13 protein-coding genes and 1 pseudogene are annotated in these 17,118 nt (G+C 59.8%); 11 read left to right on the top strand and 3 right to left on the bottom strand.

The features are described 5' to 3' along the window. Positions 1-96: 96 nt before the first annotated feature. The gene (locus ACTG2B_RS16590) at positions 97-3,123 is read left to right on the top strand and encodes a glycosyl hydrolase family 18 protein (RefSeq protein WP_439996454.1); all 3,027 of its coding nucleotides are present in this window, start codon (positions 97-99) and stop codon (positions 3,121-3,123) included. A 139-nt stretch (positions 3,124-3,262) separates the two neighbouring features. After that, a complete protein-coding gene (locus tag ACTG2B_RS16585; RefSeq protein WP_005335238.1) occupies positions 3,263-4,207 on the top strand; it encodes a chemotaxis protein CheV in 945 nt (314 codons plus the stop codon). A 182-nt stretch (positions 4,208-4,389) separates the two neighbouring features. Here the strand turns inward: ACTG2B_RS16585 and ACTG2B_RS16580 are convergent, their stop codons facing one another. Continuing rightward, positions 4,390-5,001, bottom strand: a complete 612-nt coding sequence (locus tag ACTG2B_RS16580) for an arylesterase (protein WP_439996453.1) — start codon at positions 4,999-5,001, stop codon at positions 4,390-4,392. A 56-nt stretch (positions 5,002-5,057) separates the two neighbouring features. Between ACTG2B_RS16580 and ACTG2B_RS16575 the strand changes: the two genes are divergently transcribed. Both ACTG2B_RS16575 and ACTG2B_RS16570 read left to right on the top strand, forming a co-directional pair. Then, positions 5,058-5,753, top strand: a complete 696-nt coding sequence (locus ACTG2B_RS16575; RefSeq protein WP_047438095.1) for an ABC transporter ATP-binding protein — start codon at positions 5,058-5,060, stop codon at positions 5,751-5,753. A 36-nt stretch (positions 5,754-5,789) separates the two neighbouring features. Continuing rightward, on the top strand, positions 5,790-8,237 hold the full coding sequence (locus ACTG2B_RS16570; protein ID WP_439996951.1) for an ABC transporter permease: 2,448 nt from the start codon (positions 5,790-5,792) through the stop codon (positions 8,235-8,237). Positions 8,238-8,364: 127 nt separating this feature from the next. On the opposite strand, the gene ACTG2B_RS16565 is transcribed toward ACTG2B_RS16570, so the two are convergent. After that, positions 8,365-9,270 carry a TIGR01777 family oxidoreductase gene (locus tag ACTG2B_RS16565; RefSeq protein ID WP_439996452.1) on the bottom strand — a complete coding sequence of 302 codons (906 nt, stop codon included), beginning with the start codon at positions 9,268-9,270 and terminating at the stop codon, positions 8,365-8,367. A gap of 252 nt (positions 9,271-9,522) precedes the next feature. Between ACTG2B_RS16565 and ACTG2B_RS16560 the strand changes: the two genes are divergently transcribed. After that, on the top strand, positions 9,523-11,052 hold the full coding sequence (locus ACTG2B_RS16560) for an EAL domain-containing protein (protein WP_439996451.1): 1,530 nt from the start codon (positions 9,523-9,525) through the stop codon (positions 11,050-11,052). 74 nt (positions 11,053-11,126) lie between these two features. Here the strand turns inward: ACTG2B_RS16560 and ACTG2B_RS16555 are convergent, their stop codons facing one another. Further along, the gene (locus tag ACTG2B_RS16555) at positions 11,127-12,308 is read right to left on the bottom strand and encodes a PLP-dependent aminotransferase family protein (RefSeq protein ID WP_429202264.1); all 1,182 of its coding nucleotides are present in this window, start codon (positions 12,306-12,308) and stop codon (positions 11,127-11,129) included. A gap of 349 nt (positions 12,309-12,657) precedes the next feature. On the opposite strand from ACTG2B_RS16555, the gene trmB reads away from it, so the two are divergent. The 6 genes and pseudogenes from trmB to ACTG2B_RS16525 all read left to right on the top strand — a co-directional run bounded on the left by trmB (position 12,658) and on the right by ACTG2B_RS16525 (position 17,103). Next, positions 12,658-13,371: a tRNA (guanosine(46)-N7)-methyltransferase TrmB gene (gene trmB / locus ACTG2B_RS16550; protein WP_429202262.1), complete on the top strand. Its 714-nt coding sequence runs from the start codon at positions 12,658-12,660 to the stop codon at positions 13,369-13,371. A 48-nt stretch (positions 13,372-13,419) separates the two neighbouring features. Then, entirely contained in the window at positions 13,420-13,752 is a 333-nt protein-coding gene (locus tag ACTG2B_RS16545; protein ID WP_429202260.1) for a YggL family protein, read from the top strand. Between the two features lie 122 nt (positions 13,753-13,874). Continuing rightward, positions 13,875-14,796 (top strand): annotated as a pseudogene (gene glsB, locus ACTG2B_RS16540) (glutaminase B). A 29-nt stretch (positions 14,797-14,825) separates the two neighbouring features. Continuing rightward, the gene (locus tag ACTG2B_RS16535) at positions 14,826-16,121 is read left to right on the top strand and encodes a sulfurtransferase (protein ID WP_439996450.1); all 1,296 of its coding nucleotides are present in this window, start codon (positions 14,826-14,828) and stop codon (positions 16,119-16,121) included. A 203-nt stretch (positions 16,122-16,324) separates the two neighbouring features. Further along, complete coding sequence (locus ACTG2B_RS16530) at positions 16,325-16,534, top strand: YgdI/YgdR family lipoprotein (RefSeq protein ID WP_005335219.1); 210 nt, start codon at positions 16,325-16,327, stop codon at positions 16,532-16,534. 167 nt (positions 16,535-16,701) lie between these two features. Then, entirely contained in the window at positions 16,702-17,103 is a 402-nt protein-coding gene (locus ACTG2B_RS16525; RefSeq protein ID WP_005348146.1) for a DUF2541 family protein, read from the top strand. The last annotated feature ends 15 nt before the right edge of the window (positions 17,104-17,118 follow it).

Below are 17,118 nucleotides of genomic sequence, written 5' to 3'. Positions count from 1 at the left end.
TGGCAGGTCCATTGCCAGTTGTCTGCGCCCATCATGCAGGTTGCGATTTTCTTTGCCTTGGTGACCAAGCCAAGACAAAACAAGGAAGATAACAATATGCAACAGCTCTTCAGACCCAGCAGGCTTGCCATGCTGATCGCCCTTGCGGCCGCGCCCGCCTGGGCTCAGGCCGCTTATCCCGCCTATAAATCCGGTACTGCCTACAAGGCTGGCGATATCGTCAGCAACGTCGGTGCCCTCTATGAATGCAAAGAATTTCCCTATTCAGGCTGGTGCGGGGCATCCCCCTATCACTATGAGCCGGGGGTAGGGGTGGTCTGGGCAGATGCCTGGAAGCCCTATGGTGGCGAGGTGCCTCCTCCTGCGCTCGGCGTAGCCATCAGCTCACCGGCTGCCGGTGCCAGCTTCAACGAAGGAGCCAGCGTGGCGTTGGCGGTGAGCCTGAACGGCCCGGTAACGGCCTTGGCCCGGGTGGAATATCTTGTTGACGGCAAGCTGGTCGCCACGGCGAACGCCTCGCCATGGAGTGCCAGCTGGAGCGCCGCCGGAGTGGGGGCCCATACCCTCAAGGCTCGCGCGCTGGATAAAGACGGCAAGGTGCTGAGCGAGGCGGATTCCAGCTTCAACGTCGCCGCCGTGGTGGCGCCAGAGGCGCCCAAGGCGAGCATCAGCAGCCCGGCCAATGGAGCCAAGGTGACGCTGGGTCGCAGTGTGGCGGTGAGCGGCAACGTCACAGATGCCAACAACGATGTGGCCAAAGTCGAGCTCTATGTCGACGGCAAGAAGGTGGGCGAAGATACCACTGCCCCCTGGCAGGTGAACTGGACACCGGATGCCAAAGGCAGTGCCGCCCTCAAGCTGGTGGCCACTGACAAGAGCAATCTGAGCGGTGAGTCGGCGGCGGTGACCGTCAATGTCGAGGAGGCCGCGCTGCCGCCCACCGGTGGCAACCTCTCTTGTGACATTCGCCAGATCTATCGCCCGGATGGTTACGAGTGCATGGGGGATGACCATGCCCGCCGGGTTATCGGCTACTTCACCTCCTGGCGCACCGGCAAGAACGGCCTGCCCGCCTATCTGGTGAGCGATATTCCATGGAACAAGATCACCCACATCAACTACGCCTTCGCGGCGGTGGATGAGCAGAGCCACATCATCAAGGTGGACGATGCAGCCACCAAGATGACCTGGGATGGCGTGCCAGGTGCCGAGATGGATCCTGAATTTGCCTACAAGGGCCACTTCAACCTGCTGTCGAAGTACAAGAAGCAGTATCCGGACGTGAAGACCCTCATCTCGGTCGGGGGCTGGGCCGATACCCGCGGTTTCTACACTGCCACTACCAAGGGTGACTGCTCGGTCAATACTGCAGGTATCAACACCCTGGCTGACTCGGCGGTGAGCTTTATCCGCCAGTACGGTTTTGACGGGGTCGATATCGACTACGAATACCCCACCTCGATGAAGGATGCGGGCAACCCCAACGATTTCCCGCTCTCCAACCAGTGCCGGGCCAAGCTGTTTGCCAACTACGAGGTGCTGATGACCTTGCGGGCGCGGCTCGACAACGCCGGTAACGAAGATGGCCGCAAGTATATGCTGACCATCGCCTCACCGGCCTCGGCCTATCTGCTGCGCGGGATGGAGAACTTCCAGGTCACCCAGTACCTCGACTACGTCAACCTGATGACCTATGACTTCCACGGTGCCTGGAACCACTTTGTCGGTCACAACGCTGCCCTGTTCGACAACAATGCCGACCCCGAGCTCTCCCATTGGGGCGTCTATACCCAGACCCAGTTTGGCGGTATCGGTTACCTCAACGCGGCCTGGTCTGCCCACTACTTCCGCGGTGCGCTGGCGGCTGGCAAGATCAACGTTGGCGTGCCCTATTACACCCGCGGTTGGCAGGGGGTGAGCGGTGGCAGTCACGGGCTGGGTGGCAAGGCAGCCCTGCCGAGCCAGAACGAGTGCCAGCCGGGCACAGGTGGCAGCACTATTCCGTGCGGCAACGGGGCGGTCGGCATCGACAACATCTGGCATGATCTCGACAAGAACGGCAAAGAGATCGGCGGTGGCGCCGTGCCCATGTGGCATGCCAAAAACCTGGAGCACGCGGCCAGCCTCGGCATCACCACGCTGCCGAGTTATGGCACTGCCTGGGGTCTGGATCCCAACAATCCGGCTCACGTGATGCAGGGCAAGTATGTGCGTTACTACGATGAGAAGGCCCACGCGCCCTGGCTGTGGAATGAAGAGAAGAAGGTGTTCCTCTCAACCGAAGATGAAGAGTCCATGGGCCACAAGCTCGACTACATCATCAAGCGCGGTCTGGGTGGCGTGATGTTCTGGGAGATGGCGGGTGATTACGCCTTCGATCCGGCCAAGAACGAGTACGGCATGGGCAGTACCCTGACCACCCTGGCTTATGAGAAGTTTGCCAAGGCAACTCCGTACAACACCAAGCAAAACGATCTGGCCGCGCCGAGCGCCCAGCTCGACATCCAGGTCAGCCTCTCCGGCTTCAAGGAAGGGGACTCCAACTATCCGATCAACCCGAAACTCAAGCTGGTCAACAAGTCGACCCAGACCATTCCGGGCGGCGCGCGCATCGAGTTTCTGGTGCCCACCTCTACCTCTGACACCATCACGGATCAGAGTGGCATGGGCCTGAAAGTGGTGGAGAGCGGTGGCAACGACAACTCGGAAGGCATTGCGGGCGAGAAGGACTTCCACAAGGTCGCCATGAACCTGCCGGGCTGGCAGACTCTGGCGCCGGGGGCCGAGATTGAAGTCGCCATGACCTACTACCTGCCCGCCGCTGGCGTGCCGAGCGGTATGCGCATCATCAGCGGCAGCCAGACCATTGGTCTCAAGGCCGAGTTCCCGACCTTGCCGGAGGCCGTGCTGGGCTCGGGTGGCGGCGAGAATCCGGGCACCAGCTGCAGCAGCCAGAACGTCAATCCGGCGGCCTACAAGGCCTATCCGAGCTGGCCGCAGGGGGATCATGCCAATGGCGGTGATCGCATTACCCATAACAAGGTGGTGTGGCAGGCCAACTGGTGGACCAGTAGCGAGCCCAAGGCAACCGATGGCAGCTGGAAGTCTGTCTGTAGCTATTGATTTTAAAATCAATGAGATAAGTGAGGCTTCGGCCTCACTTTTTTTGTCTGGTTGGTCGCTTTGGTTGAAAATGCGCCTGCCTTTCCTGGCGGGCAGCCTCTATAATAGAGTCGATTAATAATCAGATGGATATCAGCGTATGGCGAGTATATTGGATTCCGTTGATCAACGAACTCAACTGGTGGGTGAAAACCGCCTCGAGTTGTTGATGTTTCGTCTCGGCACCCGTCAGATGTTCGCCATCAACGTCTTCAAGGTACGGGAAGTGGTCAAGTTGCCCCATCTGAGCAAGATGCCGGGCTCCCATCACAATATCAGCGGGGTGGCCAATATCCGCGGTACCTCGATCCCGGTGATCAACCTGCGTAGCGCCATCGGCATGCGTCCCATGCCCATCGACAGTGAATCCAACCTCATCATCACCGAGTACAACCGCACCATTCAGGGCTTTCTGGTGGGGCAGGTGGCCAATATCGTCAACATGACCTGGAAGGACATACTGCCGCCGCCGCGCTCCGCCGGGCGCGCCAACTACCTCACTGCCATCACCCGCATTCCCGAAGATGGAGTGGATCAGATCGTCGAGATCATCGATGTGGAGAAGGTGCTGGCGGAGATCATCACCTATGACATCCGCATCTCCGAGGAGGTGCTGGACCGGGAGATCCTGCCCGAGATGCATGGACGCAAAGTGCTGATCGTCGATGACTCCAGCACTGCCCGCAATCTGGTGCGCGAGACCCTGGGCCAGCTTGGGCTTGAGGTGATCGAGTGTCAGGATGGTTTGCAGGCGCTGACCCTGCTCAAGGGGTGGTGCGATGCTGGCAAGAAGGTGACCGACGAGATCCTGCTGATGATCACCGATGCCGAAATGCCGGAGATGGACGGCTACCGCCTGACCCACGAGGTGCGCAGCGATCCGCGTATGTCCGATCTCTTTATCACCCTTAACACCTCCCTGAGCGGCAACTTCAACGAAGCCATGGTCAAGAAGGTGGGGTGCGACCGCTTTATCTCCAAATTCCAGCCCGATTTGCTGGTCGGCGTGGCCCAGGAGCGGCTGCGTCAGGTGCTGGAAAGCTGAGAAGTTGCCTGCCGGTTATGCTAAATCAATAACAACACATCCCGCTTCGGCGGGATGTGTTGTTATTGGATATTGGCGATGGATTGGTTGAATCAAGGTGCCACGCAGAGATCGTCGACCATTCAAAACATCCGATTTTGGCGGGATGTTTAGTTATGGGATATTGGCGATAGGCGGCGGGCTTATTGGCTAAGCAGCGGCTCCATAAAGCGGGCGACTTTATCGCGGATTTGGGGCTGGGCCGCCGGGGTGGGATGAATACCATCGTTCATCATAAGTTCAGGGCGTAGCGCAATATCATCCATAAAGAAGGGCAGCAGCGGCAGATCGTTAGCCTGGGCCAACTCGGGAAAGAGCTGTTCGAACTGGCGCAGATAGCGGGCACCGTAGTTGCGGGGCAGCTGGATTTGGGTCAACACCACACGGGTCTGCTGCTCCTTGGCGAGCGCGATCATGCTGGCCAGATTTTGGCGGGTAATGGTCGGTGCGAAGCCGCGCAGGCCATCGTTGCCCCCCAGTTCGATCAGCAGCCAGTCCGGCTTGTGCTCCTTCAGCAGAGCGGGCAGACGGGCCAGCGCCCCTTGTGTCGTTTCACCGCTGATGCTGGCATTGAGCAGGGTGTGTTTGCCCCCCTCCTCCTGCCATTTCTGGTTGAGCAGGGCAGGCCAGCTCTGCTCAACCTGCATCTGATAGCCGGCGCTCAGGCTGTCTCCCAGCACCAGCAGGGTCTTGGCCTGAGCCGACGAGAGCAGGCTGCCGAGGCCAACGAACAAGACAAACAGAATACGCACCATCAATTCAACTCCCGCTATGGATTGTCATCAAGGGATTGGAACAAAGGATACAGAGCATGAGTTCAACCCCCATTATTGTCGTCAAGGGCCTCGGCAAATCGGTTCGCCTCGGCCAGGAAAGCCTCACCATCCTTGAAGGGATCAATCTGCAAGTCAATAGTGGCGAGACGGTGGCACTGGTCGGTGCCTCCGGCTCCGGCAAGTCCACCCTGCTGGGGCTGCTGGCCGGGCTCGATCTGCCGAGTCAGGGAGACATCGAAATCCTCGGCAAATCTCTCGGTGAGCTGGATGAGGAGGGGCGGGCCCGATTGCGCGCCGAGCAGATCGGTTTTGTGTTCCAGTCGTTCCTGCTGCTCCCGACCATGACGGCGCTGGAGAATGTGATGCTGCCCGCCGAGCTGCGCGGCGAGCGTGATTGCGAACCAAGAGCTCGCGAGCTGCTGGCCGCGGTCGGGCTTGGCGAGCGGTTGCACCATCTGCCGCCACGGCTCTCCGGCGGTGAGCAGCAGCGGGTGGCCATCGCCCGCGCCTTTATGACCCGTCCAAGCCTGCTGCTGGCGGACGAGCCGACCGGCAACCTCGACAGCAAGACCGGCGAGAAGGTGATAGAGCTGCTGTTTGAACTCAATCGCAAGCACGGCACCACGCTAGTGGTGGTAACCCATGACCATCAGCTGGCCGAACGCTGCCAGCGGCAACTGGTCATGACGGCGGGCAGACTGGATCGCGAGGTGGCCCATGATGTGGTGTAACGGGGTGAGCTGCGGGTCAGGCGGGAGATGCAAGGGATGATGCAGTGGCGATTGGGATGGCGACTGCTTCGCCGGGAAGGTTTCAGCGGCGAGCTGCGCTGGTTTGTGCTGGCGCTAGCGCTTAGCGTGGCGTGTGTCTTGAGTGTGGCATTGGTGGCGGATCGGCTCGATGCCGGACTCAAGGCGTCGGGCCGCGACTTTATCGGAGCGGATCGGGTGCTGCGCACCGCCGCCGCCCTGCCGGATGGTTGGCTGGAACGAGCGAAACAGGATGGCTTGGCGGTGCAGACCACAGTCAGCTTCAACAGCATGCTGTTTCACGGTGATGCGTTGCAGCTTGCCTCCATTCGGGCGGTGCCCGATGGTTTTCCCTTCTATGGCAAACTCACTCTGGAACCTGCCCGTGCCCCGGCTCCCGGCGAGATCTGGCTCTCCGCCCGGGTGATGCAGCTGCTTAAGGCCAAAACGGGGGATGAGCTGGAGGTAGGCAATACGGTGCTCAAGGTGGCAGGCCTGCTTGGCGAGGAGCCCGATCAGGGCTTCAGCCCCTTCCTGTTGGCGCCGCGTGTACTGATCCACAGTGCCGATATCGAGGCGACCGGCGCCCTGCTCCCCGGTAGCCGCCAGCAGTGGCGCTATCTGTTCAAGGGGCCGAGAGAGTCGCTGGCCCGTTACGAGCAATGGCTGCTGCCGCAATTGCAGGCCGGACAGAAGTGGATCAAACCGGATGACAGCGAATCCCAAGTGGGCCGCTCGCTGGCCAATGCCGAGCGTTTCTTCCGGCTTGCCTCGCTAAGCGGGGTGTTGCTGGGGGCGTTGGCGATGGGGATTGCGGTGCGCCACTTTGCCGAGCGCCAGACCAATATGGTGGCGCTGCTCAAGACGCTGGGGGCATCCCGTCGCTCGCTCTGGCAACTGATGGGAACCCTGCTGCTGTCGCTGACGCTGATCGGTGCGCTGCTGGGTCTGGTGGCGGGCACCGTCATGCAGTGGATCACCTTGCAACTGCTGGGGGACCTGCTGCCGCCGGATCTGCCGCCCCCCTCCTGGCGCCCCTTTGCCCTGGGCGTGGCGGTGGCGCTCTTTATCACCCTGCTGCTCGCTTTTGTGCCTTTCTTGCGGCTGCTGAAAGTGCCGCCGCTGCGGGTATTGCGCCGGGAGCTGGAGGCGGGTATTCCCCCCTGGCTGGCCCTGCCGGTCGGCCTGTTCGGGCTGTTTGCGCTGGTCTGGGGCTTTACCGCCGATGTACGGCTGGCGCTGGGTCTGGTGGGGGGCATGGGCTTGCTGATGGGGCTACTGGCCCTGCTGGCGGCGCTGATGTTGCGGCTGGGGGCAAGAGTGAGCGGGCCTCATGCCTTGCGGCTGGCGCTCGCCCACCTGTCGCGCGAGCGCAGCAGCGGCCTGTTTCAGCTGGCGGGCTTTGCGCTGGCATTGATGCTGTTTGGTCTGTTATGGGCGGCCCGGGTCGATCTGCTGGATGAGTTTTCGGCCCGTCTTCCCGTCGATGCGCCCAACCGTTTTCTGGTCAATGTGGCGGAGAACGAGCGGGAGGGGATCCTGAGCGAACTGGCGGCAGCCGGGGCCACCACTTCCGATTTCTATCCCATGGTGCGTGGCCGGCTGACCCATATCGCCGGTGAGGCGGTGGGCGAGGGGGCCAGCAGTGGCCGCGAGGGGGTCGATCGGGAGCTTAACTTCACTACCACTGCGACCCTGCCAATCGACAACAAGTTGGTGGCCGGGAAATGGCTCGCTGGGCCCGGCGAGGTGTCGGTGGATAGCGAGCTGGCCAAGCGACTCGATATCAAGCTGGGGGACATGCTCGCCTTTACCATCGAGGGGCGCAGCTTCGGCGCCAGGGTCACCAGTTTGCGCAGCATCAAGTGGGACAACATGCGCCCCAACTTCTACATGATCTTCTCCGAGGATCTGCTGGCACCCTTCTCCCGAACCTGGCTTGGTAGTTACCGATTGCCCGAGGCGGGGCGCTCTGCCGAGGTGGAGTTGATCCGCCGTCACCCCACGGTGAGCCTTATCGATGTGGATGCCCTGATTGCGCGGCTTACTCAGGTATCGGAGCAGGTGAGCCGGGCGCTGGCGCTGATGCTGGGGCTGGTGACAGTGGCCGCACTGCTGGTGCTGCTGACCCAGACCCAGGCCAGCATGGCTCAGCGTCGGCGCGAGCTGTTGCTGATGCGCACTCTGGGCGCCAGCAGCGATCTGCTCAGGAAGATGCTGCGCTGGGAGCTGGTGGCCAGTGGTGCGCTGGCGGGGCTCTGTGCCGCCATGGTGGTGGAGCTCTGCTCCTTTGGCCTGCAGTGGTGGTGGTTCGAGGGGCAGTGGCAGTTCCACTGGGCTATCTGGCTCGGCCTGCCGACGCTGGGAGCCTTGTTGGTGACTTTGGCGGGGCAGGGGATGCAGCGCCAGCTGCTGGCTGGCACCCTGAGCGATCGGCTGCGGGGTCTGGGTCAGGGATTGTTGTAATCCTGCCAGCGCGAGCCGATGCATACAAGGTGCAATAGCGCAGCCACAATAAACAAGCAGCCCGGCCATTGGCCGGGCTGCTTGTTATGCGAGGTGCTGACGAGCGGAGGCAGCGAGCGGGTGTGAGTTAGCGGGGCTCGCGCAGCAGATTGGCGAGGGCACTCGGCAGCTCGGGATAGCTGAAGTGAAAACCGGCCTGTTGCAGCCGTGCTGGTATCACCTTTTGTCCGGTCAGCAGCAGATCTGCCGCCTCCCCCATCACCAGTTGCAACAGCGGCGCCGGGACGAAGAAGAGGTGTGGACGGTGCAGCGTGGTGGCAAGGGTCTGGCTGAACTCCCGGTTGCTGACTGGATGAGGGGCGGTTCCGTTGAAGATGCCGCTGCACTCTTCGTGTTCCAGCAGGAAGAGCATTGCGCGCACCAGATCTTGCACATGGATCCAGCTCATCATCTGGCTGCCCGATCCCATGGGGCCGCCGAGTCCGAGTCGGTAGGGGGGGAGCATTTTGGGCAGGGCGCCGCCATCCATGCCAAGCACCAGCCCGATCCGCACGATACAGACCCGGGTTTGGCGGCTCTGGGCCTCCTGCGCCAGGGTTTCCCACTGCTGGCAGAGTTGGTGGGTAAACTCGTCGTTGGGAGAGCGGCACTGCTCATCGAGGGTTTCGGTGCCCTGTCTGCCATACCAGCCGATGGCGGAGGCGTTGATCAGCACCTTGGGCGGCGTGCTGGATAGCTTGATGAGATCCACCAGCTGCTCGGTCAGTAGCCAGCGGCTATCGCAGAGCAGCTGTTTGCGCGACTCGCTCCAGCGTCCGGCGGCGATGGGTTCGCCGGCCAGATTGATCACCGCGTCCACGTCATTGAGGTCATCAAGCCGGTCGAGGTTATCCAATACCTTGATATCGTGGCCGAGCAGGGAGTAAGCGCGGTTCCCCTGCCTGCTCAATACCACGACCTCGTGATTGACCTTGAGATGGGCAACCAGCTTACGGCCGATAAAGCCGGTTCCTCCGGTAATAAGAATCTTCATCGCTGCATGCTCCTGCTGCCGTTTGCTCAACTTTAATGGTGTGGCTTCCCTTCAACAAGTGAGACGTGCTTCGGGAGTTTTCTGTTTGACGTTTGTTAACTCTATCCTCTTCTTACGACATATTGTTGAACAATAGTTTGAATTGATTGATTTTTATTGTGTGGATATTTGTTGAACAATCGCTATTATGGCGACCCTTTTCGCCTGTCCACCGAGGCTGTCACCCATTATCCGAGCATCAAAGAGGCCGCCATGCCATTTCGTCGTTTGAAACTTCGCCAGCTTTACTCGAGGATTCTGTTGGCGCTGCTGATGGGGGGCGGGATCCTGCTGCTGGGGGTTGTTGCCGTTATCTGGCAGACGGTGACGGAGACAGAGCGTGATGCCGATTCACGGTTGCAGCATGCCCGTGTGATGTTTGAGCGCTCCATTGGCCATGCCCGGCAGGCGGCCATCAATGTGAAGGGGATGCTTGGTCACTCGTGCAAGGAGGCGGCACAACTGCTGCGCGAACAGGTGGCCACGGTGCCTTATGTCCGTTCCGCCAATCTGGCTGTAGGCAGCCACATCTACTGCACCTCGCTCTATGGTGACTACGATGGCCCCTTCAATCCCGACCGCTATGTGGATGGCAGGTTGCAACTGCTGCCTGGCAATGAGGTCACACCGGATCGCCCCTTGATCGTGCTGCGTCATGAAACGGACAAGGGGAGTGTGCTGATCGGTGTAGATGGCTACTACCTGCGCAATACCCTGGAGATCTCCAGCAAGAACTCCCCGATGGCTCTGGTGGTGGGGCAGAGGGCACTGTTTGGCTCAGGTCAGGTCGGGGCGGCGCCCTCTCCGACAGAAGAGGGTTATATTGCCCTCGCTTCGGCCGATTTCCCCTATCAGGTCGTCACCCGGGTCACGGTGCATGACTACTGGAGTCACGCATGGCGATACTCCAGATATACCTTGTTCCTCTCTCCGTTGCTGGCGCTGCTGATTGGATTCGGCACCTTCAGGCTGATGGGGCGTAGTAGCTCACCAGCGGAAGAGCTCAAGCGGGCATTGATCGACGAGGAGTTTATCCCCTATCTGCAGCCGGTGGTCTCCGGTGAGGATGAGCAGTGGCGTGGCTGTGAGGTGCTGATGCGCTGGCAGCATCCCAAGCAGGGGATGATCTCGCCGGATCGCTTTATTCCGCTGGCGGAAGATAGCGGGTTGATCGTGCCCATGACCAGCCTGTTGATGGCGCAGGTGCGTGATCACTTCTCCCCTTATGCCCGCAAGCTGCCGGCAAAGTTTCATTTTTGCTTCAATATCAGCGCCAAGCACTTTCAGGATCTCGACCTGTTGGCTGACTGCAAGGCGTTTCTCGACGCGTTTAAGGACAATCCCGTTGATTTAGGGCTGGAGCTGACTGAGCGTGAACTGCTGGTGGCTGATGAGACAACCGCTCAGATGTTTGCCGAACTGCGCAAACTGGGCGTCTTGATCTCTATCGATGACTTTGGCACCGGTCACTCCAGTCTCACCTATCTGCAACAGTTTCAGGTCGATGCAATCAAGATTGACCGGAGCTTTGTAGAGATGATCGGCACGGATGCACTCTCCAGTCATATCGTTGAAAACGTGATTGATCTGGCGAAGCGACTTGAATTGATCCTGATCGCGGAGGGGGTCGAGAAGCAGTCGCAGGCGGACTACCTGCGGGCGCGCCACGTTGACTATCTGCAAGGGTATCGTTACAGCCGCCCCATTCCGATGAAGCAGTTTTGCAAGACCCTGTTTGGCTGAACGGTTGAATGGGGAGCATAAAAAACCAGCGATCACTCGCTGGTTTTTTTGTTGATACGGTTTGGCTTGGGCGATCAGAGCATGCGCTGGAGGGCGCGGGCCAAGCGTTTGACCCCCTCCTCGATGGTCGCTTCATCGACGCAGGAGAAGCTCAGGCGCAGGGTGTTCTTGATCTCGGGTCGCACGTAGAAGGGGGCGCCGGGCACGAAGGCTACCTTCTCCTTGATCGCCTCGTCAAACAGCACCATGGCACTGATGTGGGCTGGCAGAGTCAGCCAGAGGAACATGCCCCCTTCCGGTCGGGTGTAGCTGACGCCGGGCGGGCAGTGACGGGCCAGCGCGGCCTCCATGGCGGCGCGCTGGCGACCATAGACCTCCTTGATCTTCTCCAAGTGAGCGTCGAGGGAGTTGTCGGTCAGGAAGCGGTGCAGCACCTGCTGGCTGAAGGCGTTGCTGTGCAGATCGGTCGCCTGCTTGGCGATGGTCACCTTCTTGCGCAGCCAGTCCGGCATTACCATCCAGCCCAGCCGGAAGGCGGGCACCACGGTTTTCGAGAATGAGCCGAGCAGCACGGTATTGTTTGGCGCCAGCTTGGCAATGGGGGGCAGATGGTCGCCCTCGAAGCGCAGCTCGCCGTAGGGATCATCTTCCACCATCAACAGCTCGTGGCTGATCAGCCGCTCCGCCAGTGCCTCGCGGTTGGCACGACTGTAGGAGACACCGCTCGGATTCTGGAAGTTGGGCACGCCGTAGAGCAGCTTGGCATTGGAGCCGCTTGCCAGCAGCGCATCCAGCGCCGCCAGGTCCAGTCCCTCTTCTTCAAGGGTGATCGGCTTGAAGGTGGGCTGGTAGACAGAAAAAGCCTGAATAGCGCCAAGGTAACCCGGCTCTTCGATGATGAGATCCTGACCCTCGTCGATCAGTACCTTGCCCAGCAGATCCAGCGCCTGCTGGGAGCCGCTGGTGATGAGGATGTTGTCCGGATTGACCTGCATGCCGTGGCGGGCCAGATAGCGGTCGGCAATATACTGGCGCAGCGGGGCGAAGCCCTCGGTCGCCGCATATTGCAGGGCGGCAGCCCCTTGCTCGCGCAGCACATCCTGACAGGCCTGATCGATCGCCTTGACCGGAAACAGGTGGGGATTGGGCAGGCCACCGGCGAAGGAGATGATCTCCGGATTGGCGGCAACTTTGAGGATTTCACGGATAAAGGAAGGCTCGACCTTCTCGAAGCGCTGGGCAAAAAACGGCTGCATAGACAATTCTCTCGGCATGTGGGCGGTCGCTCCATTCGACCGCCAGGTTATCCGTTTGTATCAGATTTCAGAAATGAGGCAATGATTGTCACAAAAATCGCCAAAAAAGGGCTGGAACGACTCTACTGCGGATTATATTGGACGGTTAGTCGGTGTGGTGATGCCAGTGAGGGAGCTGGGAAGTTGATGGCCAGAATATTTGTTGCGCGAAACACTTGCGCCTTGGGCCTATCTTGGGATAATTCGCTCCCCTGTTTTCGCGGGTCGATGAAATGCCGAGCCGCGAGCGGTCCCGCTCGGGATCGAACACAAGATGTATTACCCGGATTGATGAAATAACGAGACCATTATGCCTGTGACCCAAGATGTATTTAACGAAGACGGCAAGTTCATGCGCAAGATCCGCAGCTTTGTCCGTCGCGAAGGCCGCCTGACCAAAGGGCAGGAGAAGGCCCTGGAAGAGCTCTGGCCGGTCATGGGCATCGATTTCGAGCCAAAGCAGCTCGATCTGGTCGCACTGTTTGGCCGTGAAGCACCTGTGGTGCTGGAGATCGGCTTTGGCATGGGCGCCTCTCTGGTGGAGATGGCCAAGAATGCCCCCGAGAAGAACTTCATCGGCATTGAAGTACACTCCCCGGGCGTGGGTGCCTGTCTGGGTACCGCTCAGGAAGCGGGCGTCACCAATCTGAAGGTGATCTGCCACGATGCGGTCGAGGTGCTGGAGCACATGATCCCGAACGGTTCACTCTCCTGCCTGCAGCTCTTCTTCCCGGATCCCTGGCACAAGAGCCGTCACCACAAGCGTCGCATCGTACAGCCTGCGTTTGCCCAGGATATTCGCCAGAAGCTGGCCATCAGTGGCGTATTCCACATGGCGACTGACTGGGAAAACTATGCAGAGCACATGCTGGAAGTGATGAGCGCCGCCGAGGGTTACGAGAATACCTCTGCCACCGGCAACTGGGTGCCTCGTCCGGACTGGCGTCCGCTGACCAAATTTGAACAACGTGGCCACCGTCTCGGCCACGGGGTTTGGGATCTGATTTTCAAGCGTGTCAGCTAAGCTGGCACGTCAACACACCTAGCGTATCAACTAACTTGAGGAGCTATCATGGCCAATCGTAGCCGCCGCCTGCGCAAGAAACTGCGCGTCGATGAATTCCAGGAAATGGGTTTCGACATCAGTTTCAACTTCCCGGTCGGCACTGCCGAAGAGACCATCGATGCGGTAGTCGATGCGATGATCGATGAGGTTGTTGAACCCCGCAAACTGGCTTTTGCCGGCTCCGGTCACCTGGCCTGGGAAGGGATGATCTGCACCCAGCAACTGGGCAAGTGTACCGAAGAAGACCGCGCCGCCGTCAAATCCTGGCTGGAAGCCAAGGGGATGGAAGCAGTGGTCGTTACCGAGCTGTTCGACCTCTGGTACGGTGAACCGGCCTGATACAAGGCTGCCGCATCTGGCGCCTTGTTGTGGGTAACTGAAAAATCCCGCCGCTGGCGGGATTTTTGTCAGTGGGGATGGGATCTCCACCGCTGTTTTAGTCATGGAATCGCTTATTGCTTATGGTGTTGTCATCCGAATTACTGGCCAGCATCCTTGAAGAGGTGCGCCCGTTGCTGGGACAAGGCAAGGTGGCCGACTACATTCCGGCACTGGCTCAGGTACCGGCCGATCGGCTGGGTATCGCAGTCTGTACCGTCGAGGGGGAGTTGTTCACCGCCGGTGACGCTTTTGAACCCTTCTCCATCCAGAGTATCTCCAAGGCCCTGAGCCTGACCCTGGCACTCACTCTCTATCAGGAGGAGGAGATCTGGGCCCGGGTTGGCAAGGAGCCCTCCGGTCAGCCCTTCAACTCGCTGGTTCAGCTCGAGTTCGAGCAGGGGATCCCCCGTAACCCCTTTATCAATGCCGGGGCGCTGGTGGTGAGCGATCTGTTGGAGACCCGCCTCACTGCGCCCCGTCAGCGTACCCTCGAGCTGGTGCGCCGTCTTTCCGGCAATCCGGCCATCATGGCGGATCAGGTGGTCGCCCGCTCCGAATATCAGCACTCTGCCCGCAACGCCGCCATCGCCTATCTGATGAAGGCCTATGGCAACTTCGAAAACGAAGTGGACAAGGTGCTGCAAAGCTACTTCAATGCCTGTGCCATTCGCATGAGCTGCGTCGATCTGGCGCGGGCATTCATCTATCTGGCCAACCGTGGTGTGCCACTGGGTGAGAGCGTGCCGTTGCTGCCCGCCCCGTACCACCAAGCAGGTCAACGCCCTGCTCGCCACCTGCGGCCTCTATGACGAGGCGGGCGATTTTGCCTATCGGGTCGGCATGCCGGGCAAATCGGGTGTCGGCGGCGGTATCATCGCCCTGATCCCGGGCGAGCTCTGCGTCTGTGTCTGGTCGCCCGAGCTCAACAAAGCCGGCAACTCGCTGGCGGGCACGGCGGCGCTGGAGCTGCTGGCCGAGCGGCTGGGTCGCTCCATTTTTTAACCTTGTTCACTATGAATCGAGAAATCAACATGAAACGACATCTTCGCTTCCTGCAGGCCGCGTTGGCGGCCTTACTGCTCTGGTGTGCCCTGCCCGCCGTGGCAGGGGAGTTGCCACCGCTCTCGCTGGCCGATGCCAAGGCCAAACAGGCTGTCATCCTGGATACCCGCGCCAGCTACTTCTATCAGGGGTGGCCGATGGAAGGGGAGAAGCAGGGCGGCCATGTGGCGGGCGCCGAGAACCTCTCAGCCGAGTGGAAATACAGCGATGAAGAGTGGCCAAAGGCGCTCGAGATCAAGGGGCTGAAGGCCGATCGTCCGGTTGCCCTCTACGGTGCGTCCCGCGAAGTGGCCGAGGTGGCCCGTCTGCTGCGCAAGCAGGGGATCAAGCAGCTGTTCGAGCTGCAAGGGTGGCAAGCCGCACCGCGCGAGTCGCTGGCACGCTGGCAGCAGCTGGTCTATCCGCGCTGGTTGGCGGATCTGCAAGAGGGCAAGCCGGTTGCCGCGGCGCCCAAGGGCGACTGGAAGCTGTTTGAAGTGGATTGGGGTTCACCCAAGGCCTACCTCATCAGCCACATCCCAGGGGCCGGTTATATCGATACCAACAGCCTCGAAGAGGAGCCGCTGTGGAACAAGGTCTCTGACGAAGCGCTCAAGAAGCTGCTGCTGGATAACGGCATCCGTCACGACACCACCGTCATCCTCTATGGTCGCAACACCATGGCGGCCGCCCGTGCCGCGCATCTGATGATGTATGCGGGGGTGGAAGATGTACGCCTGCTGGACGGTGGCCTGGATGCCTGGTTTATCCAGCATCTGCGCACCGAAACCGGTCTGCCCAACAAATATGAGCCGGTGAAGGAGTTTGGCGTGGCCATTCCCGCTCACCCCGAGTACTACACCACGCTAAGTCAGGCGAAAGAGCTGCTCAAGAAGCCCGATAGCGCCCTGGTCAGCGTGCGTACCTGGGACGAGTTTGTCGGCAACACCTCTGGCTACAGCTACATCAAGCCGAAGGGCGATATCCCGGGGGCCAAGTGGGGTCATGGTGGCGTCGATGCCAACAGCATGAGCGACTTCCACAACCCGGACGGCACCATGAAGCCGGCCCGCGAGATCCTCGCCATGTGGGACCAGTGGAACATCGAGCCGACCCAGCAGGCTGCGTTCTACTGCGGTACCGGCTGGCGCGCCTCCGAGGCCTTCTTCTACGCCTGGCTGATGGACTGGAAACAGATCAGCGTCTACGACGGCGGTTGGTACGAGTGGAGTTCCGATCCCAAGAACCCGACCGTGACCGGTGAGCGTCAGCCTGCCAAGTCATGATTGCGTTCTTGCGCTGAAAAGAAGAGGCCGGACAGAGATGTCCGGCCTTTTTCATTGCGCTCGCCACCCGGCCAGATAGCGAGGCTAAGTTGCTGATTATTGACGGCGATCCCGCTTTGCTCATCCCGCCATCCCGTGCCGTGCTATTGAACTAGGCTTCAAGAAACATCCTCGTGGTGAGGATGATCGCAGAAGAGGCCGCAATGAAAAAACTGATGATGATCCTGGTGTGCGCCCTGGGGCTGGTGGCATGCAGCTCCCAATACATCATGAGCACCAAGGATGGCAAGATGATCACCACAGAGAGCAAACCCAAGCTGGACGAGAGTACCGGCATGTATCGCTATTACGATCATGAAGGGCGCGAGGTGATGATCAAGAAAGATGACGTGACCCAAATCATGGAGCGCTAAGCGCTCTCTTGCCGCAAGGGCCGCTATCTGCGGCTCTTCTCATTTTCGCCGAAAATTCGCGCTGTTCCTCTGTTTATCCCCGCACATTCGCAGCAAATTCAGTCGTGATACAGCTTCCGTTATGGTTTAACCCTTATCATCACACTCCATTTTTTATTGGAGGTGTTATGTCCTTGATGTCTATCTGGAATTCCCGTTTTTCTGCACGCAGCTTGCTGGGTGGTGTCTTGCTGGTGGTGGCGTCAGCCAGCCATGCCGGTGACGATCAGTTCACGCTGGGGCGGACTATTTTGCTGGGAGCCGGTGATCATGGTGCGACAATTCCTTTGGTGATTTGCCGTCAGACCAAATATATCAAGGTGAAGGCGGAGCGTGATTTGACCCTGGATCGGGTGGTGGTGACCTATGGCGGTGATCGTACCAAGACCATTCGTTTCGATCGGGAAATGAGCAGTGATAAAGAGACCGAGTGGAAATCACTGGGCTCGCGCCGTTGTGTGAAAAAAATCGAAGTGTACGGTAATTCAGAGCGCAGCAAAGCGGGTGTAAAAGTATTCGGCCGCAAATAAGTGATGCGGTTTTTC

It is taken from the genome of Aeromonas sp. 30P (assembly GCF_051919805.1).
GTDB lineage: Bacteria > Pseudomonadota > Gammaproteobacteria > Enterobacterales > Aeromonadaceae > Aeromonas > Aeromonas veronii.
This window is presented reverse-complemented; position numbering and strand designations above follow the sequence as displayed.

Coding starts and splice junctions, on each gene's coding strand:
- ACTG2B_RS16590 (WP_439996454.1), top strand. CDS start 97: ATGCAACAGCTCTTCAGACCCAGCAGGCTTGCCATGCTGATCGCCCTT.
- ACTG2B_RS16585 (WP_005335238.1), top strand. CDS start 3,263: ATGGCGAGTATATTGGATTCCGTTGATCAACGAACTCAACTGGTGGGT.
- ACTG2B_RS16580 (WP_439996453.1), bottom strand. CDS start 5,001: ATGGTGCGTATTCTGTTTGTCTTGTTCGTTGGCCTCGGCAGCCTGCTC.
- ACTG2B_RS16575 (WP_047438095.1), top strand. CDS start 5,058: ATGAGTTCAACCCCCATTATTGTCGTCAAGGGCCTCGGCAAATCGGTT.
- ACTG2B_RS16570 (WP_439996951.1), top strand. CDS start 5,790: ATGATGCAGTGGCGATTGGGATGGCGACTGCTTCGCCGGGAAGGTTTC.
- ACTG2B_RS16565 (WP_439996452.1), bottom strand. CDS start 9,270: ATGAAGATTCTTATTACCGGAGGAACCGGCTTTATCGGCCGTAAGCTG.
- ACTG2B_RS16560 (WP_439996451.1), top strand. CDS start 9,523: ATGCCATTTCGTCGTTTGAAACTTCGCCAGCTTTACTCGAGGATTCTG.
- ACTG2B_RS16555 (WP_429202264.1), bottom strand. CDS start 12,308: ATGCAGCCGTTTTTTGCCCAGCGCTTCGAGAAGGTCGAGCCTTCCTTT.
- trmB (WP_429202262.1), top strand. CDS start 12,658: ATGCCTGTGACCCAAGATGTATTTAACGAAGACGGCAAGTTCATGCGC.
- ACTG2B_RS16545 (WP_429202260.1), top strand. CDS start 13,420: ATGGCCAATCGTAGCCGCCGCCTGCGCAAGAAACTGCGCGTCGATGAA.
- ACTG2B_RS16535 (WP_439996450.1), top strand. CDS start 14,826: ATGAAACGACATCTTCGCTTCCTGCAGGCCGCGTTGGCGGCCTTACTG.
- ACTG2B_RS16530 (WP_005335219.1), top strand. CDS start 16,325: ATGAAAAAACTGATGATGATCCTGGTGTGCGCCCTGGGGCTGGTGGCA.
- ACTG2B_RS16525 (WP_005348146.1), top strand. CDS start 16,702: ATGTCCTTGATGTCTATCTGGAATTCCCGTTTTTCTGCACGCAGCTTG.